This is a genomic window from Bradyrhizobium centrosematis (genome assembly GCF_045571495.1).
GTDB classification, from domain to species: Bacteria; Pseudomonadota; Alphaproteobacteria; order Rhizobiales; family Xanthobacteraceae; genus Bradyrhizobium; species Bradyrhizobium centrosematis.
The window spans coordinates 1,801,995-1,823,069 of the sequence record NZ_CP120703.1 but is presented as its reverse complement, the minus strand read 5'-3'; the positions used below and the strand labels follow the sequence as shown (position 1 = coordinate 1,823,069).

The 21,075-nt window shown below is 65.0% G+C and carries 17 protein-coding genes; 7 read left to right on the top strand and 10 right to left on the bottom strand.

The genetic code is table 11. From position 1 onward, the window contains the following. The 3 genes from flgF (at nt 1) to P6U31_RS08725 (ending at nt 3,492) form a co-directional block, all read left to right on the top strand. On the top strand, nt 1–729 hold the full coding sequence (gene flgF / locus P6U31_RS08735; protein ID WP_407187800.1) for a flagellar basal-body rod protein FlgF: 729 nt from the start codon (nt 1–3) through the stop codon (nt 727–729). 102 nt (nt 730–831) lie between these two features. Further along, nucleotides 832–2,157 carry a flagellar protein export ATPase FliI gene (gene fliI, locus P6U31_RS08730; RefSeq protein ID WP_407187799.1) on the top strand — a complete coding sequence of 442 codons (1,326 nt, stop codon included), beginning with the start codon at nt 832–834 and terminating at the stop codon, nt 2,155–2,157. 699 nt (nt 2,158–2,856) lie between these two features. Further along, a complete protein-coding gene (locus tag P6U31_RS08725; RefSeq protein WP_407187798.1) occupies nt 2,857–3,492 on the top strand; it encodes a MarR family winged helix-turn-helix transcriptional regulator in 636 nt (211 codons plus the stop codon). A 956-nt stretch (nt 3,493–4,448) separates the two neighbouring features. Here P6U31_RS08725 and P6U31_RS08720 read toward each other — a convergent pair. Further along, nucleotides 4,449–6,020, bottom strand: coding sequence for a porin (locus P6U31_RS08720; protein ID WP_407187797.1), 1,572 nt, complete (start codon nt 6,018–6,020; stop codon nt 4,449–4,451). 535 nt (nt 6,021–6,555) lie between these two features. Between P6U31_RS08720 and P6U31_RS08715 the strand changes: the two genes are divergently transcribed. After that, nucleotides 6,556–7,035 (top strand): MarR family winged helix-turn-helix transcriptional regulator, encoded by a 480-nt coding sequence (locus P6U31_RS08715; RefSeq protein WP_407187796.1) that lies wholly within the window; start codon nt 6,556–6,558, stop codon nt 7,033–7,035. Nucleotides 7,036–7,055: 20 nt separating this feature from the next. Here the strand turns inward: P6U31_RS08715 and P6U31_RS08710 are convergent, their stop codons facing one another. Further along, a complete protein-coding gene (locus tag P6U31_RS08710) occupies nt 7,056–8,024 on the bottom strand; it encodes an alpha/beta hydrolase (protein ID WP_407187795.1) in 969 nt (322 codons plus the stop codon). Between the two features lie 937 nt (nt 8,025–8,961). Between P6U31_RS08710 and P6U31_RS08705 the strand changes: the two genes are divergently transcribed. The 3 genes from P6U31_RS08705 (at nt 8,962) to P6U31_RS08695 (ending at nt 12,659) form a co-directional block, all read left to right on the top strand. Beyond that, nucleotides 8,962–10,026: a ketopantoate reductase family protein gene (locus P6U31_RS08705; protein WP_407187794.1), complete on the top strand. Its 1,065-nt coding sequence runs from the start codon at nt 8,962–8,964 to the stop codon at nt 10,024–10,026. A 194-nt stretch (nt 10,027–10,220) separates the two neighbouring features. Further along, nucleotides 10,221–11,039, top strand: coding sequence for a YkgJ family cysteine cluster protein (locus tag P6U31_RS08700; RefSeq protein WP_407189799.1), 819 nt, complete (start codon nt 10,221–10,223; stop codon nt 11,037–11,039). Nucleotides 11,040–11,144: 105 nt separating this feature from the next. Next, entirely contained in the window at nt 11,145–12,659 is a 1,515-nt protein-coding gene (locus P6U31_RS08695; RefSeq protein ID WP_407187793.1) for a helicase HerA domain-containing protein, read from the top strand. Nucleotides 12,660–12,662: 3 nt separating this feature from the next. On the opposite strand, the gene P6U31_RS08690 is transcribed toward P6U31_RS08695, so the two are convergent. The 8 genes from P6U31_RS08690 to P6U31_RS08655 all read right to left on the bottom strand — a co-directional run bounded on the left by P6U31_RS08690 (nt 12,663) and on the right by P6U31_RS08655 (nt 20,545). Beyond that, nucleotides 12,663–13,403 carry an ABC transporter ATP-binding protein gene (locus P6U31_RS08690; RefSeq protein ID WP_407187792.1) on the bottom strand — a complete coding sequence of 247 codons (741 nt, stop codon included), beginning with the start codon at nt 13,401–13,403 and terminating at the stop codon, nt 12,663–12,665. Further along, complete coding sequence (locus P6U31_RS08685) at nt 13,400–14,248, bottom strand: ABC transporter ATP-binding protein (protein ID WP_407187791.1); 849 nt, start codon at nt 14,246–14,248, stop codon at nt 13,400–13,402. Before P6U31_RS08685 ends, P6U31_RS08690 begins: the two co-directional genes overlap by 4 nt. Continuing rightward, complete coding sequence (locus tag P6U31_RS08680; protein WP_407187790.1) at nt 14,248–16,071, bottom strand: ABC transporter permease; 1,824 nt, start codon at nt 16,069–16,071, stop codon at nt 14,248–14,250. Before P6U31_RS08680 ends, P6U31_RS08685 begins: the two co-directional genes overlap by 1 nt. Nucleotides 16,072–16,125: 54 nt before the next feature. Continuing rightward, nucleotides 16,126–17,283: an ABC transporter substrate-binding protein gene (locus tag P6U31_RS08675; RefSeq protein WP_407187789.1), complete on the bottom strand. Its 1,158-nt coding sequence runs from the start codon at nt 17,281–17,283 to the stop codon at nt 16,126–16,128. 70 nt (nt 17,284–17,353) lie between these two features. Then, nucleotides 17,354–17,932: an alkylhydroperoxidase domain protein gene (locus P6U31_RS08670; protein WP_407187788.1), complete on the bottom strand. Its 579-nt coding sequence runs from the start codon at nt 17,930–17,932 to the stop codon at nt 17,354–17,356. 15 nt (nt 17,933–17,947) lie between these two features. Then, nucleotides 17,948–18,547 (bottom strand): CMD domain protein, encoded by a 600-nt coding sequence (locus P6U31_RS08665; protein WP_407189798.1) that lies wholly within the window; start codon nt 18,545–18,547, stop codon nt 17,948–17,950. 26 nt (nt 18,548–18,573) lie between these two features. After that, on the bottom strand, nt 18,574–19,608 hold the full coding sequence (locus tag P6U31_RS08660; RefSeq protein WP_407187787.1) for a putative FMN-dependent luciferase-like monooxygenase: 1,035 nt from the start codon (nt 19,606–19,608) through the stop codon (nt 18,574–18,576). Nucleotides 19,609–19,762: 154 nt separating this feature from the next. Then, nucleotides 19,763–20,545 carry a MetQ/NlpA family ABC transporter substrate-binding protein gene (locus P6U31_RS08655; protein ID WP_407187786.1) on the bottom strand — a complete coding sequence of 261 codons (783 nt, stop codon included), beginning with the start codon at nt 20,543–20,545 and terminating at the stop codon, nt 19,763–19,765. Nucleotides 20,546–21,075: the final 530 nt, after the last annotated feature.

Sequence of the window (21,075 nt, the reverse complement as noted above, 5' to 3'; positions counted from 1 at the left end):
ATGCAATCGGCCCTCTATGTCGGATTGTCGGCACAGGTCGCCCTCGAAAAGCGCCTGCAGACGATCGCCAACAACGTCGCCAACGTCAACACGGCGGCGTTCCGCACCGACGTGGTGAAGTTCGAGACCGTGCTGTCCAAGGCGGGCCCGAGCCCGGTGGCCTTCTCCTCGCCGGGCAACAACATCATCTCCCGCGAAATGGGCAACATCACCGAGAGCGGCAACCCGCTCGACGTCGCCGTGGCCGGCCAGGGCTGGATCGCCTTCGCCGGTCCGAACGGCACGGTCTATACCCGCGACGGCCGGCTCCAGATCGCCTCGAACGGCGATCTTCAGACCGTCAGCGGCTTTCCGGTCGTCGATTCCGGCGGCGCGCAGATCACGCTCGACCCGAACGGCGGGCCGATCTCGATCTCGCGCAGCGGCGCGGTCACCCAGGACAACAACGAGATCGGCACGATCGGCCTGTTCAACATCCCCGCCGATGCCAATCTCGAGCGCTACGGCAATTCCGGCGTGACGCCTGATCGGCCCGCGACCGCCATCACCGACTTCTCCCGCGACGGCTTCAAGCAGGGCTATGTCGAGGGCTCCGGCGCCAACCCGATGATGGAATTGACCAAGCTGATCGCGGCCTCGCGCGCCTTCGACGGCACCAATTCGATGATCGAGGGCACCGAGAGCTCGTTGCAGAACGCCATCCGGACGCTGGGCGAGCCCGGCAAGTAGATCGCGCCTCGCGCTTTAGGTTGTTGTTTAAGTATGATCTCTTCGGAAAACCGCTGCACACTTTTCCGGATCATGCTTCAGGATTGAGGTGGGACGGTTTCCTTGAACGCTCTTCGGCAACTCGAGTGGGCGCTGCTGGAGCTTCAGCAGAGCACTCCCCTGGCAAGCGTCAGCGGCGCGATCTCCGAGATCGCGCCGACGCATTTCCGCGTCTCCGGCCTGTCGCGCTTCGTCAGGCTCGGCGAGCTCATCGGGGTCAATTCGGCCGGCAAGCCCCAGATCGGTGAAGTGGTGCGGATCGACAGCGAGGGCATCGTCGCCAAGCCGTTCGACCGGCAATTCGCCGGCGGTCTCGGCTCGGTCGCCTACCGGATGCCGCCCTTGTCCTTTGCGCCGGATCCGAGTTGGAAGGGTCGCGTCATCAACGCTCTCGGCGCACCGCTGGACGGACAGGGGCCCCTCACCCCGGGATCCCTCGCAGTTTCGGCCGAGGCCGAGGCACCGTCGGCCATGAAGCGCGCACGCGTGCACAAGCCGCTGCGCACCGGCGTGCGCGTCATCGACCTGTTCGCGCCGATCTGCGCAGGCCAGCGCGTCGGCATCTTTGCCGGCTCCGGCGTCGGCAAGTCGACGCTGCTTGCGATGCTCGCCCGCAGCCAGGGCTTCGACACCGTGGTGCTGGCCCTGGTCGGCGAGCGCGGCCGCGAGGTGCGCGAGTTCATCGAGGACGTGCTCGGCAACGATCGCCAGCGCGCCGTCACCATCGTATCGACGGGAGATGAAAGCCCGATGATGCGGCGACTGGCGCCGAAGACGGCCATGGCGGTCGCTGAATATTTCCGCGACCGCGGCGAATCGGTCCTGCTCATGGTGGATTCGATCACCCGTTTCGCCCACGCCGCCCGCGAGGTCGCGCTCGCCGCGGGCGAGCCCGCGGTCGCGCGCGGCTACGCACCGACTGTCTTCACCGATCTGCCGCGGCTCCTGGAGCGCGCCGGCCCCGGCGAGGAAGGCTCCGGCACCATCACGGGGATTTTCTCCGTGCTGGTCGACGGCGACGATCACAACGAGCCGATCGCCGACACCATCCGCAGCACGCTCGATGGACATATCGTGCTCTCCAGGCACATCGCCGACCAGGCGCGCTATCCGGCCGTCGACGTTCTGGCCTCGGTCTCCCGCCTCGCCCACAACGTCTGGGACCCCGACGAGCGGGAATTGGTGAGCAAGCTGCGCGCCATGATCGCCAAATACGAGGACACGCGCGACCTTCGCCTGATGGGCGGGTATCAGTCGGGACGTGATTCGGGCCTCGACCAGGCGGTCGACATGGTTCCGAGAATCTACAGCGCGATGCGGCAGGACGCGTCGGCGCCACCGAGCGCGGATCCGTTCCGCGAGCTCCGGGACATGCTCAAGGGCGACTAACAGGAATGAGCAGACGCGCCGGAAAACAGTCGCACGGGCGATTCTGCGCGCCGCAAGCAACAACCGACGCGTGCAATTCCCTGGAGTTCCCTCGACGATTCTAGGGCGTCACGCTCAAGTTGTGGATGATATCGCGCAACGCGTCACCCTCTTGCACAAGCTTCGATCAGTTTGCGTCGAACGCAGACAAGATGCGCTCAGATCAAAGCGCCGCAGAGCCGCGTAAATGCCGCTTAGCGCACAACGTATTGCGCTCACCATCATGTGTTCTGAAGAGCAAGATTGTCTTGAACGTTACATTCACCTGCAACGACATCTGGGGCACGCGAGGGTCTCTACTTGATTTTGTTGAGAAGCTCATTCATCGTTTCCGGCGGAATATAAGAAACGTCTGCGCGTGACTTGAACTCAGGGGCTTCGGTTGAACTGTTCCGATCCATCGTCTGCTGGCGACGGCAACTCGGGCTCACGTGCGACGACGCTGTTGGCATGCCAACGACGCAGTCTCTCTCTCCGGAGCACGCGTCGCCCATTGGTGCGAATCGGGCGCGCTGAAATTCGTCTCTTCGAACGCGAGCTCGATGCGACGCGCTCGCCGGACAGCTGCACCGGTTTGCGGTCTTTCGAAGCATTCGTGAGCCAAGGCGTAAAGCGGCTTCGTGACGCCGCAGACGAAGTTCCGGGGACGAGGTAGGGTTCATGCCATTGGCACGAGAAGCCGTCGAGCTGCTGGTTCAAGCGGCGAGGGCTTGGTATTTCGAGGGCAACCAGCATGGATTGCGCGATCGGGAATGGATGGCCCTGCGCTTTCTCGGCCGCGCCAACAGGTTTTCGCGCACGCCCTCCGCGCTTGCCGGCTTCATCGGCGCGACCAGAGCGACTGCATCGCAAATCGTGAAGACGCTGGAGAGCAAATCGTTCCTGGTGAGAAAGCCGTCGCAGGAAGACAAGCGCTCTGTCGTCCTGCACGTCACCGCCCAGGGTGAGAAATGCCTGAGCCAGTACGACCCGATCAATCACGTCGTGAATGCGGTCGATGCGCTCGGGAGCGACGAATGCCTCAGGCTGCGGGACTCGCTTCGCGAGGTCCTCAATCACCTCGACGCGGCCCATCAGCGGCTCGATGCCAGCGTCTGCCGGGACTGCATGTTCCTCGCCGAACGCGGCCCGGGCATCGGCAAGGGTCGCGCAAACGCCGAGTTCATGTGCCGGTTGTATCGCGCACCGGTCTCGCTCGCGGAAACCGAACTGCTGTGCACCAGCTTCGAGCGCACCCGCGACCGCCCGAAGATCGAGGAGCATCTCGACCGCGCGCGAATCGCGAGCCAGGGCTGAGGCCGCTATTCCCTGAAGTGTGACTAAATCTAAATGAATCGTCATCGCGCTTTAGGTTGTTGTTTGCGCGTGATCGTTCCGGAAAACCGCTTCGCACTTTTCCGAATCATGCTTTAGCGACGTCGGCGAGGCCAGCGGATGGATTCGCGCCATGCGTGCGATCGGTGCGACCTCACCGCGGGAGAAACAGCCGCTCCGCGCGAGCTTGTGACACGCCTTCCCGTTCTCGCGGCTCAATTCACCCGAGCTTTGCTTGATCGTGCTGCCCACTTAGCCAGGAGGGCGCAGGGAAGGCCGGGTGCCGGCTCGCACCCGCGGTCCGCTGCGCGAAAGGCACGCGCAGGAAGAACCGCACAGCAGCATACAGGTGAAGCCCAACACACGGCCTTCCCTGCGCGGTGGTCGGACGGCTTATGCCGTGCTCTCCCGGGAGCCGAGTTCGTTCTGGCCTCCCTCGCCGTTCGAATTGGATGATGCCGTCCACCCGGTCGGGCTCGCGCGCATCTTCGATCCGGCTTGACCGTAGCAACGACGGCCAGGACCACACGGTTTTGCCGTACGCGCATTCGTTGGCGCCACAGGGTCTCCCGGCATTGTCGACATGGCCGGAAAAATGTTGGCGCGACGAATAGAACAGCGCCGCTCGTCTGCACGCGGGATTCAGGCTCACAGGGACTACCCGCCCTGCCCGCCCCATCTCGTGCCGACGCTGCCGCGTCCACCGCAAGCCCGGCTCGCGCATCGTGACGACAACATGATCGCCCCTCAAGGATGAGCCGGGATGAGCGACACATACGTCATTTCCGAATTTCGGTAAAGTGGAATATTTTTGGGCTGGCGGATTGACAGAGGGCGACACAGCCACGATCGCGTAGCCTCAGCTATCACGTCGCATAAGCACAAAAAAACACCCGGCGGTTTCCCGCCGGGTGTTCGTTCACGTCTTTTGACGAAGCTTACCAGTTGCGCTGAGCGCGGAGGAGCAGGGTGATGCTGTCCTGATCCTTCAGCTCGTACAGAGCGGCCGGCTTGGCCGTCGTGCCGGCACCCGCGTAACCCACGGTTCCGGAGTACTTCTGGTCGAGACGGGTCCAGTTCAGGTCGCCCGAGAACGTCAGGTTCTTGACCGGGGTCCAGCGGGTGATGATGCCGATCTGGCCGACGGCGAAGTCAGGGTTACAACCCGTGACACCTGCGAGACCACCGAACACGCCGCCAGTGCCGCTAGCGCCGCAGAGCGCGGTCTTGGCGACCGAGCCATACTGAGCCTGAGCATAGGCACCGTAGAGCGCGGTGTTCCAGTAGGGATCCCAGTTGTGGGTGTAAGCACCGCGGAAGCCCCAGGTCTTCACCGTCTCCTGCTGGCCGCCGGTGATGAACACGGTGTCCGGAGCATAGGCGAAGCCAACGCTCTGGTAGGCAATGCCCGAGCTGCCGAACATCGAGTAGCTGCTGCCCGCCAGGTTCTGGAAGTTGTAACGGGTCGCACCGTCGGTGTAGACGCCCTGGATGTTGATCACGTCACCCGCGCCGGTCGGGATGTTCTTGATCGACAGAGCGAGCTGAATCGCCCAACCCCACTTGTCGTCGGGGTGACCGGTGGCTTCGGTGGCGCCGTAGTAGGCAACGTGGTTGTCATGCGCAGCGACCGACGCCTGGAACAGACCCCAAGCCTGGTCGACGCGGACCATACCGACGAGGTTCGGCGAACGCGAACCGCCGATGGCGTTGGAGCCGTAGGTGCCGCCGATCATGCTGCCAGCGCTGGCGCCGGAGAGGTTCACGTTGCCGGCCTGGTAGTAGGCCGTCGCATCTTCAGCCGAGAACGCCGCCGTCACGCCCTGACCGAAGTCAGCGGTGTAGGTGAACTGGTTGACGCCAGTGACCGTGCCGGAACCGCCGACGAGGCTGTCGATGTTGTTGCCGGGATAGTTGGTCCAGGGCGCGTCGAACTGCGACACGGCCTTACCCATGGTGAAGCCGGCGAACTGGATGAAGGCGTAGTACACGCCGAGCGAACCGCCCGAGGTGTTGCCGTCGGTGCCGTTGATCGACGAACCAACGAGAGCCGGGGTCGCACCCGAGGTGTTGAGACCGAGATTGCCGGTGTAGACCGTGGCGCCAGTCCCGGAGCCCGAGCCCTGATAGCCGCCGGTCGTCCAGGTGAAGACCGCGTCGAAGTAGGTGCGGACGACGCCGTATTCGGTCGCGGTGCGCGTGTCGATGTTGAGATCTTCACGAGCGCGCATCGTGTAGTAGTTGCTGAGGCGGTTGTGCGCACCGGCCGGCGAGCCGTTCGAGATGCCGTACATGCTGTTGGTGTTGAACGCGACTTCGGCGCGCAGATAACCACCCAGCTTGATGCAGGTGTCGGTGCCCGGGATGTAGTAGAAGCCGGCGCCGTACAGCGAGCAGATCTTCACATATTCGACCGCCTTGGCCTTCACGGGGAGATCGGCAGCGAACGCCCCGGAGGCGGCCATCAGGCCGGCAGCCGAGCCGAGCAAAAGCGTCTTCGTCAACTTCATTAGGTAAACCTCCAGGTCGATTCAGGGGGCTCGGCTTCCTCGGCGGACACCGCTTCACCCTCATAATTTCCGTTCAATTCAGATCCGCACTGAAGGTCCGGACTGAAACGACAGCGAGGTGCCCCCCCTCCGTCGTGCTTCACGTATAGTTTAGAAAAACAACAGCCTCAATTTATTGATTTGGTGAATTGCGAGTTCGCCGGGAGATGTTGCCCGTGAGCAACAGAGGGGGTCAAATGTCCGCTTAACGCACTGAATAAAAAGTAAAAAGCCCTCAGGGGGCATCCCGAGGGCTTTCTTGGAGGTCTCACATCGCTGTCTGTCGACAGGGTCAAGAGCAGCAAAGATTGAGTGCAGCGAGACGTAATTGAATTAATTGACTTTTGCAAGCATCAAATCGCCGGGCCGTTTCAACAATGTCGCGCCTGTTGCCCTCGTCGGGACGCGACATAGGAGACGTGCCCGCGATATCCCGATAGAACACTGATCCAAGAACAATAAGAAAGGATCAACGCCAAACGGGGGGCAATGCGGCATGATCGAGAAGAAGCTCGACAAAACGATCAGGGAGTTCATCTGGAACATCGTCGAGATCCACGCACAGCTGGAGGACATTCACACCAGCTGGGCCGGACTGTTGGGCATTACCCAGCCGCAATGGCTGATCTTGATGGCCATCACCGAGCTGGACGGAGGACGAGGCGTTGCCGGCATCGAGATCGCGAACAAGTTGCGGGTCCACCCGGCTTTCGTGACCAACCAGACCAAGATCCTGGAAAAGGGCGGCTTCCTATCGCGGCAGCCGGCGGCGGACGATGCCCGCTTCATTCTGATGTCGCTGACGCCGAAGGCGAAGGCGGAAATCGAGAAACTGTCCAAGAGAAAGCTCGCCTTGAATTCGACGATGTTCAACGAGCTCGACGAGAAGACCTTGAGTGAGCTGAATGCCGCGCTCGCAACCATCGCCAGGAATGCGCGGCTGGCGGCACGATTGCTGGCTATCGACGCGTCGTGATCGGCCAATGCCCTCCCAGGCTAGAGGTATGTCACCGGTTGATGCGGACGGGCCGTCCCGAGCTTGCTGTCGAGCCATTCGAGCACGAAGTTGTCGATGGCGATGAAATTCTCGACCTCGCCGAGCGGGTGCGGCACGTTGTTGGGCACGACGACCGAGCAATCAGCTCCACTCTCCCGATAGCCGGCTTGCAGATCGAGCGCATCCTGCTCCCAGATCATCGAGCGGCTCCCGACGACCATGAGCAGCGGACACGGGAGCCGGCGCGACGGCAGCAACGAACCCGCGGAAGCTCCCTCAGGAACGGCCGGCCCGAAGCTGGTCATCCTCCGCAGCGCTCTCCGCATGACCGGGGTCGAGACACCGCCGTCGCACACCGCGGCCGCGATCCTGCGATCCGAAAAGGCCAGACGGGACGCGTGACCGGCGCCGGCCCCTTCGCCATAGATCGCGATCCGCCGCGAATCGACATCGGGACGAGCTTCCAGATAGTCCAACCAGCATTGAAGCCTGTGCTCCGGCCTGAAGGAGCGATGAACAGTCGAATTGCCGGCATTGACGAGCAGCAGCGACATGCTCCCGCAGAGCGAGGCCGGCAACAGCCTGCTCATCATCGAGCCCAAGTTGACGTCCCCGTCGCTGACGCAGATCACGGCCGGTGCGGTAGGCCCACGACGGAGCGCCGGCAGGAAGAAGCCGGCCAGCGCCCCCTGATCGAAGAAATCGATCTTGACGCGCTCAATCGCCAGACCAGCCTCGGCCTCGAAGCCTCTCAGGCCGATACCGACCTCGTCTGCGAGATCGGCATTTTCGACATCGCCCGGACAGGACAGAGTCCTGACGACCTCGAGGGCCGTCAGCGAGCATAGCCACGCTTCCCGCGCAATCTCGGCGGACCCAGCATCGCGCGCGCTTTCGGCCAAAGCGCGGTAGTCGTCTGCGAGCCGCAGCCAGTCTGAAATCCACAGATGCCGGTGCGTCTCACGCACCAGCTCCGCGACGGACAGGCTTTCGAAAAATTGTGAGGCGCGATCGCGCAAGCGGGCCAGGTTTTGCCCGGCACCATCGCACGGGCCGCAAGGCCAATGATCCCCTTCCATCCCCAATTCCCCCGAGCGGCGCCGTCAACAGTTGCCCGGACTTGCGTCCAGACCGGCCGGCTTCGCGTTCTGCACAGCGTCCTGCGCACCTGCTCGGTGCGATTGCGGGCGCACCGTTTCATCTTCGCGTCGCGCAGCGGGGGCACTGGGCGAGACGGCCGGCATTCCAAACGAGCCGACTTGGGCACGAAATCGAGGCCGGCTCAACTCAATCGTCACGTCCCAGCTCCATTGCTGATACACAGTTCGCCGCGCACACTTGCGATGCGGCCTTGTCGTTTCTTGTTGCGATCGGCGGATGAAGAGGACTTCACTTTGCCGACAGAACAGACATGCCTGTGTGTGCCGTCATTGTGAAACCACGATATGGTGAGTGATGCGGCGGATTGCCGCTTCATCGACGCCAGCTGGCGACATGACGAGGGGATGACAGCGAACAGGTCAACGCGCCGATCACCGGCGCGAAGTATGACCACGTATGCTGGCACCACAGAGCGCCTGGCCGAACGGGACATCCGACAGAGCTGTTTTCGGTGAAGGCGGTACTGGGATTGGGCGAGCGGCACGCGCCGAGACCGCGAGCGCTTTGACGCGTCGGCCGACGAACGAGCGGCCGTGACCGGATCGAGCGCGGTCCAGGCCGGCGCCCTCGGAGCGGAATGGTGGCCGGATCGCGCCTCCTCCATCCGGACGATCCAGACCCGGCACGCCCTTGTATGCATTATCCCAGTTGCCAGACCCGCGCAGTTCGCTTTACATGCCGGCAACTCGCCCGCGGATGACGGCCGGGGCTCAAAAATCGCACAAATTGTCAAAGGGACGGAGCATGGCGCGCAACATATTGATTCTCGGGGCTTCTTACGGCTCCCTGCTGGGCACGAAGCTGCTGATGGCCGGGCACAACGTCACCCTGGTCTGCCGCGCCAAGACCGCCGAGCTGATCAACCGCGAAGGTACCGAGGTGCGCATCAAGCTGCGGGACGAGGCAGTGCACCGGGCGATCTTCTCGCGCAACCTGCCCGGCAAGCTCGACGCGGTGACCCCGGCCAATGTCGACCTCTCCCGCTATGATCTGGTCGGCCTTGCGATGCAGGAGCCGCAATACACCAATCACACGGTGCGCGTGCTCATGGTCAAGATCGCGGCGGCGAAGCTGCCGTGCCTGTCGATCATGAACATGCCGCCGCTGCCCTATCTGAAGCGGATTCCCGCACTCGCCGACATGGATCTGGAGGAGGCCTACACCAATGCCCAGGTGTGGGAGCGATTCGAGCCGGGGCTGGTGACGCTATGCTCGCCCGACCCGCAGGCATTCCGTCCACCGGAAGAAGCCGCGAACGTGCTGCATGTCGGCCTGCCCACCAACTTCAAGGCGTCGGTCTTCGCCGACGAGAAGCACAACAAGCTGCTGCGCGAGCTGGAGGCCGACATCGACGCGGTGACGCTCGACGGCCACGACGTGCCGGTGAAGCTGAAAGTATTCGATTCCCTGTTCGTGCCGCTGGCGAAATGGTCGATGCTGCTGACCGGCAACTATCGCTGCATCACCCCGCACGAGCCGCAGTCGATCCGCGACGCCGTGCACGGCGACCTCAAGCGCTCGCAGACGATCTACGACCATGTCGACGCGATCGCGCGCAAGCTCGGCGCCGATCCGCAGGACCAGGTGCCGTTCGCGAAATACGCCAAGGCCGCCGAGAGCCTGCTCAAGCCGTCATCGGCCGCGCGCGCGGTGGCGAGCGGCGCGCCCTTCATCGAGCGCGTCGACCTGCTGGTGAAGCTGATCTCGCATCAGCTCGGCACGCCCAACGCCGAGATCGATCGCACGGTCGACACCGTGGACCAGAAGCTGAACGAGAAGATCGTGCAGGGCGGATCGGGCGCGCAGTGACGGCGAGCGGCGCGGCTATAACGGCCGCGCCCGATTCGTCCGAGTAGCGCGCCATTTGCGCAAATGTTCCATCCATGCGACGTCTGGCCAGACCACGGCTACCGCGCTATTCCGCCTTGCGGAGGGACTGATGCTGGTTCCCCGGAGCCGCAGGCAGCAGGCGGGTCATGGAAGACGGACGAATAAAGCAGACCATGGATCAGACGGCGTTGCAGGTCGTTCGCGCGGTGGAGGCCGGTGCGACGACGATGAAGGGGATCGTTGACGCGACTGGCTTGTCCCGTCTCAAGGTCGAACGCGCGTTGAGCGCGCTCGAGAAGCAAAAGCTCCTCATTCGCGATGGCCAGGGGTTTCGGCCGGCCAACCGGCAGGCCCCCGCGCCGCTGGCCCGGCAATGCGGATCGTGCAACGCCTGCTGCGACGTTCTCGAGGTAGCCGCGGTCGACAAGCCGGTGAACCAGCTCTGCAAGCATTGGCAGACGGGCACCGGCTGCACCATTTACGACCGCCGCCCGCAAATGTGCCGCTCCTTCGTCTGCGCCTGGCTGCAAGGGCATCTCGACGACGAATGGTTTCCCGCCAAGTCGGGCATCATCGTGCATTTCAGCCAGGATGCCGTGAACGTCACGGTCGACGACCATTGCCCCGATCGCTGGCGCGAGGAGCCGTATTTCAGCAAGCTCGCCGAATGGTCGCTGAACGGGATCAAGCGGATCGGAAACCGGGGCTATGCCACCCTTGTCGTCTCCGGGGCCGACCGCTTCCTGCTGCTCGGCCGCACCGTCGTTCCCGAGCCGACGCTGTTCGGCACGGCATTCGTGCCGCTCACGGCCGACACGTTCCGGTTCTGGCGGGCGAGATCGCCGGAACATCTGCAGCGACTGCACGAGCGCATCGCCGAGATGGAGCGGATCAGGCAGGAATTCGGCTCCTGCGCGATTCCCGAGAACGAGGACGACGATCCGCAGCCGCCCTACCGTCCCGCACTTCTACGGCAATCGAATCACGCCTGAACGCCGCCGTGGGCAACGCGGCATGATTTTCCCTGTGCGGCTCGACGCGCCGCGACGGGATTGATAAGCCCCAGTCCGCGAATGACGGGGACTTGAGTCGGGGACATGACGGTTGCGATCGAGATGGGGCAGACCACGGCGGGTGCCGCGGCCGCCATGGACCTCGAGGAACTGCTGGCGACCCGCCTCCTCGTGCAGGGCAATTCGGGCTCCGGCAAATCGCATTTGCTGCGGCGGCTGCTGGAGCAGAGCGCGCCCTGGGTGCAGCAGGCCATCATCGACCCCGAAGGCGATTTCGTCACGCTGGCCGAGCGCTTCGGCCATCTCGTGATCGAGGCTGAGGATCACACCGAGCGCGGCCTGCAGGTCGCCGGCGAGCGGGCGCGGCTGCATCGCGTCTCCACGGTGCTCAATCTCGAAGGCTTGGACGCCGAGAACCAGATGCGGCGCGCCGCGGCGTTTCTCGGTGGGATGTTCGACGTCGACCGCGACCATTGGTATCCGATGCTCGTCATCGTCGACGAGGCGCAGCTGTTCGCGCCGGCGGTTGCGGGCGAGGTCTCGGATGAAGCGCGCAAGCTCTCGCTCGGCGCCATGACCAATCTGATGTGCCGCGGCCGCAAGCGCGGGCTGGCCGGCATCATCGCGACGCAGCGCCTCGCCAAGCTCGCCAAGAACGTCGCGGCGGAAGCCTCCAACTTCCTGATGGGCCGGACCTTCCTCGACATCGACATGGCGCGCGCGGCCGATCTGCTCGGCATGGAGCGGCGGCAGGCCGAAGCTTTTCGCGACCTGGAGCGCGGACAATTCATGGCGCTGGGGCCTGCGCTGTCGCGGCGTCCGCTGCGCCTGAACATCGGCCCGACCGAAACGAGCCCGCGCAACTCGACGCCGCGCCTGATGCCGCTGCCGGAGGCGACCACGGAAGACATGCGCGCCGTGATCCTGGCCGCGCCGCCGCCCGACGCCAGCCGGCCGCAGCGGCGGCCGGCGCCGGATCTGCTGGAGCAGCTTCGCGCCGCAAAGGCGGCCGCCACGCCGGAGATCCGGCCCGAGGTGGTCGAGGTGGCGGTCAGCGCCGAGGAGCTCGCCGAGCGGCGCGAGCGCGTCGGTCGTACGCTGCGAGCCGTGCTCGCCGAGCCCGACGCGGGCTTCCGCGCGATCGGCGTGCTCTATCAGGAGTTCGCGGTCCGCTGCCGCATCGAGGGCCTCGGCTCGGCCGTGCCCGATCTGAACGAGTTTCGCCGCATGCTGACGCATGCGCGGGCCGGCCTCGGCACCGATCTCACCGAAGACGACGCCTGGCAGGAGGTGGCGCTGCGCGCCTCGATCCTGCCCGACGACATGCAGGGCGTGTTCATGATGATCGCGCGTGCAGCCAAGGAAGGCTGGCCGTGTCCCGGCGATGCCGCGATCGCGCGGGCCTACGGCTCGCATTCGCTGCGCCGGGCGCAGCGGCTGCTCGGCTATATGGAGGAGCAGGGCCTGATCGTCGTCCAGCTCGATGGCGGCGGACGCAGGATCGTGACGCTGGTCGAGCTGGCCTGGGCGACGGCGCCTGGCGATCCCAATGGCGACGACCTGCCGGCGGAGCAGGTCGCGCGCGCGGCTTCGGCTTGAACGTCAGGCGGCCTCAGTCCCGCCGAGATAGGCGTCGCGGATGCGCGGGTCGTCCTTCAACGCCCGTGCCGGGCCTGACAGCACGATCCTGCCGGTCTGCAACACATAGGCCTCGTGCGCGATCTCGAGCGCGAGGCTGGCGTTCTGCTCGACCATGAAGACGGAGACGCCCTCCTGGTTGATGGTGCGGATCAGCTCCAGCACGCGATCGACATAGAGCGGCGACAAGCCCATGGTCGGCTCGTCCATCACAATCATCCGGGGACGGCTCATCAGGGCCCGCGCCATCGCCACCATCTGCTGCTCGCCGCCGGAGAGCGAGCCGGCCCGCTGCGACAGCCGCTGGCCGAGCTTCGGGAACAGGGTGAGCATCCTGTCCAGATCCTGGCCGATCGCCTCGCGGTCGTTGCGCACGAAGGCGCCCATCAGGATGTTCTCGCGCACGCTCATGTCGGCGAACAGCCGCCGCGCCTCCGGCACCGAGCCGATGCCGCGGCGGACGATCTGCGGCGTGGACAGGCCGATCAGCGAGGCGCCGTCGAAGGCCACCTCGCCCGAGCGCGGCTTCACCAGACCCAAAATGATCTTCATCGTCGTCGACTTGCCGCTGGCATTACCGCCGAGCAGGCAGACGATATGGCCGCGCCCGACCGTGATCGACAGGTCGAAATGCACCTGCGCCTGGCCGTAGAAGGTGTTGACGTTGGACAGCGCCAGCAGCGGCTCGGGAGCTGGATTGGTCATGCCGCGCTCTCCTGCTCAGACATCGCTGACAGCCCGTGGCCGAGATAGGCCTCGATCACCTTGGGATCGCTGCGCACCTTATCGCCCGGCCCTTCGGCGATCTTCTTGCCTTCGTCCATGACGATGACGCGGTCGGACAGGCGCATCACCATCTCCAGCTTGTGCTCGATCAGGAGAATGGTGAGGCCTTCCGCCTTGAGCTCGGCGACGAGCGCCTGCATCTCCGCGGTCTCGGTCGGGTTCATGCCGGCCGTGGGCTCGTCGAGCAGCAACAGGCGCGGCTTCAGTGCGAGCGCGCGCGCGATCTCGACGCGGCGGCGATTGGCATAGGACAGGCTATAGGCGGGCTGGTCGATCCGCGGCAGCAGCCGCTCGCCGAAACGGGCGAGAATGGCCTTCACTTCCTCGCGCAGCCGCTCCTCCTCGGCCCTAACGCTGGAGGGTCGCAGCAGCGCCAGGCCCAGCTCCAGCAGCGGTCCGATCACCGGCAGGGCCGGCTTGACCGCACGCAAGCGCGTGTGGGCCCCGATCAGGACGTTGTCCATCACGCTGAGATTGCCGAAGACGCGGCCGAGCTGGAACGTGCGCGCGATGCCCTCGCCTGCGAGCCGTTCCGGCGGCAGGCCGGTGATGTCCTGGCCTTCGAAGTGAACTGTCCCCGCATCGGGCCGATCGAGCCCGGTGACGAGATTGAACAGCGTCGTCTTGCCGGCGCCGTTGGGGCCGATAATGCTGACGAGCTCGCCCTTGGCGAGATCGAGATCGATGGCATCGACCGCGGTGAGGCCACCGAAGCGGCGCGTCAGGCCGCGCAGGGACAGCATGCGTGCGTGATGCTCCGCCATCAGATCGTCCCCAGCAGGCCCTGCGGCCTGAACCGCACGAGCAGCAGGAGCACGATGCCATAGATCAGGATGCGGTACTCCGCCGCGATGCGGAAGACCTCGGGCAGTCCGACCAGCGCCACCGATCCGAGAATTGCGCCGACGACATTGCCGAGGCCGCCGAGGATGACGACGGTCAGCGCCAGGATCGATTGCTGCGTGTTGAAGGTTTCGTGGTTGATGTAGGAATAGAGGTGCGCGGCGATGCCGCCGCTGACGCCGGCGGCGAAGCCGCCGAAGATGAAGGCCAGCGATTTGTAGCGGTTCAGGCTGAGACCATAGGCGCGGGCGGCGATGTCGTCGTCGCGGATGGCACGGAAGCTGCGGCCGAGATGCGAGGTGAGCAGCCGCCCCTGCAACAGCGCCAGCACGAGCATCACCCCAAGGCTGAACCAGTAGATCGAGGTCGGGCTGACCAGATCGTAGCCGAACAGCGACAGCGGCGGGATGCCGGAGATGCCGATCGGCCCCCGCGTGACGCTTTCCCAGTTCAGGATCACCAGCGAGACGATCTCGCCGATGGCGAGCGTGGCGATCGACACATAATGGCCGCGCAGGCGGAACGAGGGCGAGATCAGCGTGGTGCCGAGCGCAGCACTCATCAGGCCGCCGCCGATGATGGCGAGGCCGGCGGGAACGGAGAAGGTCAGCGACAGCAGCGCCGACGTATAGGCGCCGATCGCGAGCAGCGCGGCATGTCCGAGCGAGACCTGCCCCATCGTGCCCGCGACGAGCGTCAGGCTGAGCGCGAGCATGCCGAGCAGCCAGGCATTGATCAGGGTCTGCAGCACGTAGAACGAGACCGGGAACAACGGCAGCAGGGCAAAGATCGCGGCCGCCAGAGCCAAGGCCCAGCGCGGAATGCGCACCGGGCGGCTCGGCGCGATGAACGTGCCGGTGAGCGGCTCCGGCGGCGCCTGCCGCGCGCTGGCAAACAGCCCGTTCGGCCGCAGCACGAGCACGACGACGAGCAGCAGGAACGCGAACAGGTTGCGGTAGCTGGTCCCGAACACCGCGACGCCGTAGCTCTCGACGAGGCCCAGCAGCAGGCTGCCGATCACCGCGCCCGGCACGTTGCCGGCGCCCCCGACCACTTCGGCAACGACGCCCTTGAGCGTCGCCTGCAGGCTCATCGCGGTGTCAATCTGGTTGTAGTACATGCCGACCAGCATGCCGGAGACGCCGCCGAGCGCAGCTGCGATGCCGAACACGGCCTGATTGACCCGATTGACGTCGACGCCCATCTGCATCGCGGCGTCACGATCCTGCGAGGCGGCGCGCACCGCCCAGCCGAGCTTGCTGTAGCGCAGGAACACGAACAGCAGCAGCGCGCTGGTGATGCCGACGCCGGCGATCAGGAGATCGAGCGGCCCGATCGTGCCGCCTCCGACCTGGAAGCGAACGTCCGGCAACTGGCTCGGCAGCGCGCGTGGATTGGGCGAGAAGGTCAGCATCACGAGCTGGTCGAGCACGAAGCTGATGCCGATGGTCGCGAGCAGTGGCGCGATCCGCACCGAGTTCTGCAGCGGTCGCAGACCGAACCGCTCGATGATCAGCCCGACCAGTGCGGCAGAAGCCGCCACCACGATGATGGTGAGCGGCAGCGGCGTATGCAGCTGCACCACCGCGACCCAGCCGATATAGGCGCCGACCAGATAGATCGAGCCTTGCGCGAAGTTGATCAGCCGGCTGACGCCGAAGATCAGCGCAAGCCCGACCGCAACGAGGGCGTAGACATTGCCGACGATCAGCCCGTTGATCGTGTAGTCGAGCCAGGAAGACAAATTGGTCCCCGCGTGCGAAGGAAAGCGGCCGGAGCGGTCGCTCCGGCCGTCAGGTCAGGTCGGCTTGCCGTCCCAGAGCGCGAACTGGCCCTTGCGGACGACGAGCTCAGCGTTCATGGCGCCCTTGACGCGCCGGCTCTCGACGTCGAACGTCGCCTGGCCGAAGATGACGCTGGAGACGTCCTTCACTTTCGCGAAGGCATCGCGGATCGCGCGGCGGTCGGTGCCGCCGATTTTCACCACGGCAGCGGCCATGTTCATCGCATCATAAGAATAGGCATTGAAGGCATCGGGCTCCTGCCCGTTGTACTTGGCTTTGAAGCCCGCGATGAATTTCTGCACCTCGGGCCTGGGATCCTGGGGGAAATAGCGCGTGCCGAGATGAACGTCCTCGACCGCCTCGCCGCCGAGCTCGATGAATTTCGGCGAATAGACCGAGCTCGCGGCACACATCACCTGCTTCAAGCCAACCTGGCGGGCCTGACGGGCGATCAGCGCGCCGTCGGAATAATAGGAGATCAGGATCAGCCCGTCGGGATTGGCGTCGCGCACCCGCACCAGCGTCGAGCGGAAGTCACGCTCCTCCGCGATGTAGCCCTCCGTCACCGCGATCTCGGCGCCGTATTCCTTCGCCGCCTTGACGAAATAGTCGCGGCTGGTGCGGCCCCAATCGGTGTTGAGGTGCAGCACGGCGAGCTTCTTGAGGCCGAGGCGCTTCACCGCATAGGCTGCCAGCAGCGGCTGCTCGTCGGCCTGGCTGACGGAGGTGCTCCACATGAAGTCGCCGCCCTTGGTGAAGTCAGGGTGCGAGTTGGTGAAGCCGAACTGCACGAGGCCGCCGCGCTGATAGATCGGCGAAGCCGCCATCGAGGCTGGGCTCGAGAAATCGCCGAGCTCCATGACGATGCGAGGATCGGAGACGAATTTCTGGGCGATCGCCACCGACTGGCGCGGATCGCTCTGGCTGTCCTCGAACTGGTAAGCAAGCTTGCGGCCGTTGATGCCGCCAGCCGCCATGATCTCATCGAGTGCGAGGTCGAAGCCCTGCTTCCACTGCGTGCCATATTGCGCGTTCGGCCCCGTGAGGGGACCGCTGACGCCGAGCAGGATCGGTTCGGACGATTGCGCGAGGGCGGCGCGCGAGACGGCGGTGCCCGCCATCATGGCAGCCAGCGAGCCCTTGACCAGGGTACGACGATCGATGTTGCTCATGCACGGCTCCATCCACTTCGGTTGAGACAAGCAGCAAGTTGAGACAAGCAGCAATTTCTATGCCGGTTCCCTATTTCGAGGGTTCGCCAAGCGACAACATCAGCCGGTTCGCCCAATTGAAGAAGGACGCACCATTGATGACGTCGACGATCTCGGCATCGTCGAGGCCGGCGTTGCGCAGCTCCGCGATATTGTCGGGACCGAACGCGATCGGCGTCGCGGCCAGCGCGACCGCGGCCTTGACCACCGCGTTCCAGCGCGCGCCGAGATCGGCCTTGACGCCTTCGTCGAGCAGCCGCTGCACGTCGTCGCGGCGCTTGGAATAGGTGCTGGCAAAGCGCGCATGCACGGAGGCGCAATAGATGCAGCCGTTGTAGCGCGAAGTCGCGGCAGCGGCGAGCTCGCGCTCGGCGCGCGGCAGGCCGTCGGCGACGTTGTAGAAGATGTCCTTGTCGGTCTTGGTGCGGGCTTCCAGCACTTCGGGGTCGCGCACCAGAAGGCGGAAATATTCCGACTTGGCACGGGCGCGGTCCACGAGGCCGGCGTAATGCCGCTCGGTCAGCTCGGCCTCGGGAAGCGGATCGATCCAGGAGACCCAACCGAGCTCATCCTGGGTGAAGGCGACGGGCGGATTGACGGGGGCGCTCACGATTGCGACCTCTTCTTATGCGTTCACGGCTGCGAGCGTGCGCAAGCCGCTGACGACGCGCAGCTGGAACGACAGGAACGCGACGAGCTGGGAGACGGTGACGATGCCGGTGGTCGACCAGCCGGCGGCGAGCAGCGCCTTCATGTCGTCCGCTGCCGCATCGCGGGGCCGAAACACCAGGAGATGCGCGTGTTCGAGCGCTGCTGCGAGCCTGACGCCAAGTGCCGGCTTGCTCGCCGCACTCACCCGGTAGATCAGACCGGCGGTGTTTTCGATCGACAACGGTCCGGCAGGATACGAGCCATACGGACCCGAGGTCCTGCCCCGTGCGATCTCGGCCTCGATCACCTCCAACAGGCTCGCCCCGGCCGGATTTGCGGCGAGCTTCTCACGATAGAAGGCGGCAACGGGCGACTCGCCATGGAGCCCGGTCACGAAGGCCGCAACCGCCGCGCGCTCTACAAGTGAGAAGTCGCTCGCGTCGATCGGCTCGAACAGCGAGAGGTAGCTCTTCTGCGCATTCTCGCGCGCCTGCAAGCGGCGCGCGCGGATGGCGTCCAGGGCTGACCCCGGCTCGATCCCGGCGAGTGTATCGATGATATCCTGGGTGCTCATCATTCAGCCTCGTGCATTCATTTCAACTAGACCGCCAGCGCGACGTCGGGCGCCGTCCGGGTCCAGCCCAATGCCGGCGCGACCTTCTCGGCGACCAGCTCGATCGAGCGCAGGACGTAAGGGTGCGGCGCATCGACCGAATGCACCTGGAAGACGAGATCGGTCACCCGCTCCAGCGTCGCGTCGCTGCGGAGCGAGGCGATGACGTGGTCGGCGTCGCCGACATGGGTGTCGAACGCCGTGATCATCTCCTCCAGCGTCTCGCCCGGTTTGGCGTGGCCGCCCTTGAGGAATTGCGGCAGCGCGCGCCGCAGACCGATATCGGCCAGGCGTAGAGCTTCGGCATGGTTGTCGGCGACGAAGACGCTGCGCGAGGCCATGATGCGGGGCTCGGCCCCCTTTTGCAGCGCTTCCAGATAAGCATCGATGACCGGGTTCTGGATCTCGGCGAGCGTGGCCTTCGGCGCCTCCTTGGTCCGCGGCTGGGTGCGCGACAGCAAGAGGCCGTCGCCCGCCTTGCCCGCACGCGCCCCGCCGGCGACCGAGAACGTCGCCTGCCAGATGCGCTTGTCCAGTTGCGGCCTTTGCGGATAGATCGTGTCGCCGCCGGCGAGCGGCTTGCCGACCAGCGCGGTGCGGACGACGTCCAGGTTGCGGGCAAAGATCTCGTTGCGCTGGGCGCTGTCGAGGCCGAAGGCGGCGAAGGCCGACGGATTGCCGCCGGTGCCGACGCCGAGCTCGAAACGGCCGTTGCAGAGGAGATCGAACACCGCGGCGTCCTCCGCCACCCTCACCGCGTTCTCCAGCGGCAGCGTGACGATGCCGGTGCCGAGGCGGATGCGCGAGGTCTGGGCTGCGACATAACCGAGGAACGTGAAGGGCGACGGCAGGCCGCCCTCGCGCTCGTGGAAATGATGCTGCGCGATCCACGCGGAATCGAGGCCCGCCTTTTCGGCGCGCACGATCTGCTCGGCCGCGAAACGATATCGCTCGGCGGGCGGGGCCTCGTCGAGAAGCCGTGTGAAGAACCCCAGGCGTTTCAGATTTGCAAAGCGTTTCATACGACCCCTGTCGGGCTGGGATGGCCAGGCCGCCGATGATGTCGGTTACTGCTGCTCCAGACAAGCCGGCATTGCGCAAGGCTCATACGCAGGGCTCGTACGCAGATTCCCCCGCCGGGATCGCTCCTGCGTGGGCTTTGACTGGGCAGACTGCCTACCAGCTCGGCAGCACCGCGCCCTTGAACTTGGTCAGGACGAATTCCTTGACCTCCGGCGTATGGTAGCTGTCGACGAGGATCTTGACCCAGGGCTTGTCCTTGTCGGCGGTGCGCACCGCGATCAGGTTGACATAGGGCCCCTTGGGGTCCTCGCGCAGGATCGGGTCCTTGACCGGATCGAGACCCGCCTGGGTTGCGTAATTGGTGTTGATCGCGGCGGCGTCGACATCGTCGAGTGCACGCGGCGCCTGCGCCGCATCGACCTCGATGAACTTCAGCTTCTTGGGATTCTCGGTGATGTCGAGCACCGTCGGCTTGAAGCCGGTGCCGTCCTTCAGCTTGATCACGCCCTTGTCGCGCAGCAGCAGCAGCACGCGGCCGCCATTGGTCGGATCGTTCGGGATCGAGACCTTGCCGCCCTCCGGGATGTCGGCGAAGGCCTTGTGCTTCTTCGAATACACCCCGATCGGGAAGTTCACGGTGAGGCCGACGGCCTCGATCTTGTAGCCGCGATCGGCCTTCTGGTTGTCCAGGTAAGGCTGGTTCTGGAACGAGTTGGCCTGGATTTCTCCGGCATCGAGCGCGGCGTTCGGCACCACATAGTCGGAGAATTCGAGGAGCTGGATGTCGAGGCCGCTCTTCGCGGCGATCGGCTTCACCGCCTCGAGGATCTGCGCATGCGGACCCGGCGTCACGCCGATCTTGATGGTCTCGGCGGAGGCTGCTGCCGACCAGGCGGCGAACACGGCCGAAAGGATCAGGGGAAGGCGAAACGACATCTGTGGTCTCCAAAGTCTGCAATGATTGGAACCCTATTCGCTTCTCCGCCGGGCGAAATCAATGAAATTGAAATCCATATTTGGCTGACGGCGCGGACGAGGCTTCTCCGTTCGAGCTGATGCGGGGAACGATTGCGCTGGCGCAAGCGTAAGGCGCATCACGCGCAGCAGCGCTGAAGCTGCCGACCAATCTGCTGCCGTCGGTGCCGGCGGCCGGCGTCGCCAGCCCCGGATGATCCATTCGACTCCGAGGCTCGTGTGTGGCAATTTCCCGGCGGCTGCAATCAATCTCCGGCGGGAGCAACATCGCGAAACTTGATGCGCCGGCAGCGGCCGGGGTAGCGTTTGCTTGCGGCCTTAGAACTTCCCCAAGTTCACTCAAGTTCGCACCGGATCGCCGCCCGGATCTCTCGGGCGGCGGTCCGGATCCTGGCCCACCGGGCCTTCTCCATATCGTCATTTCGTCGCAGGGCCTTGCCGCATGGCCGGCATTGCCGCCCCGCTCATCATGAAACATGATGGGTGGCCGT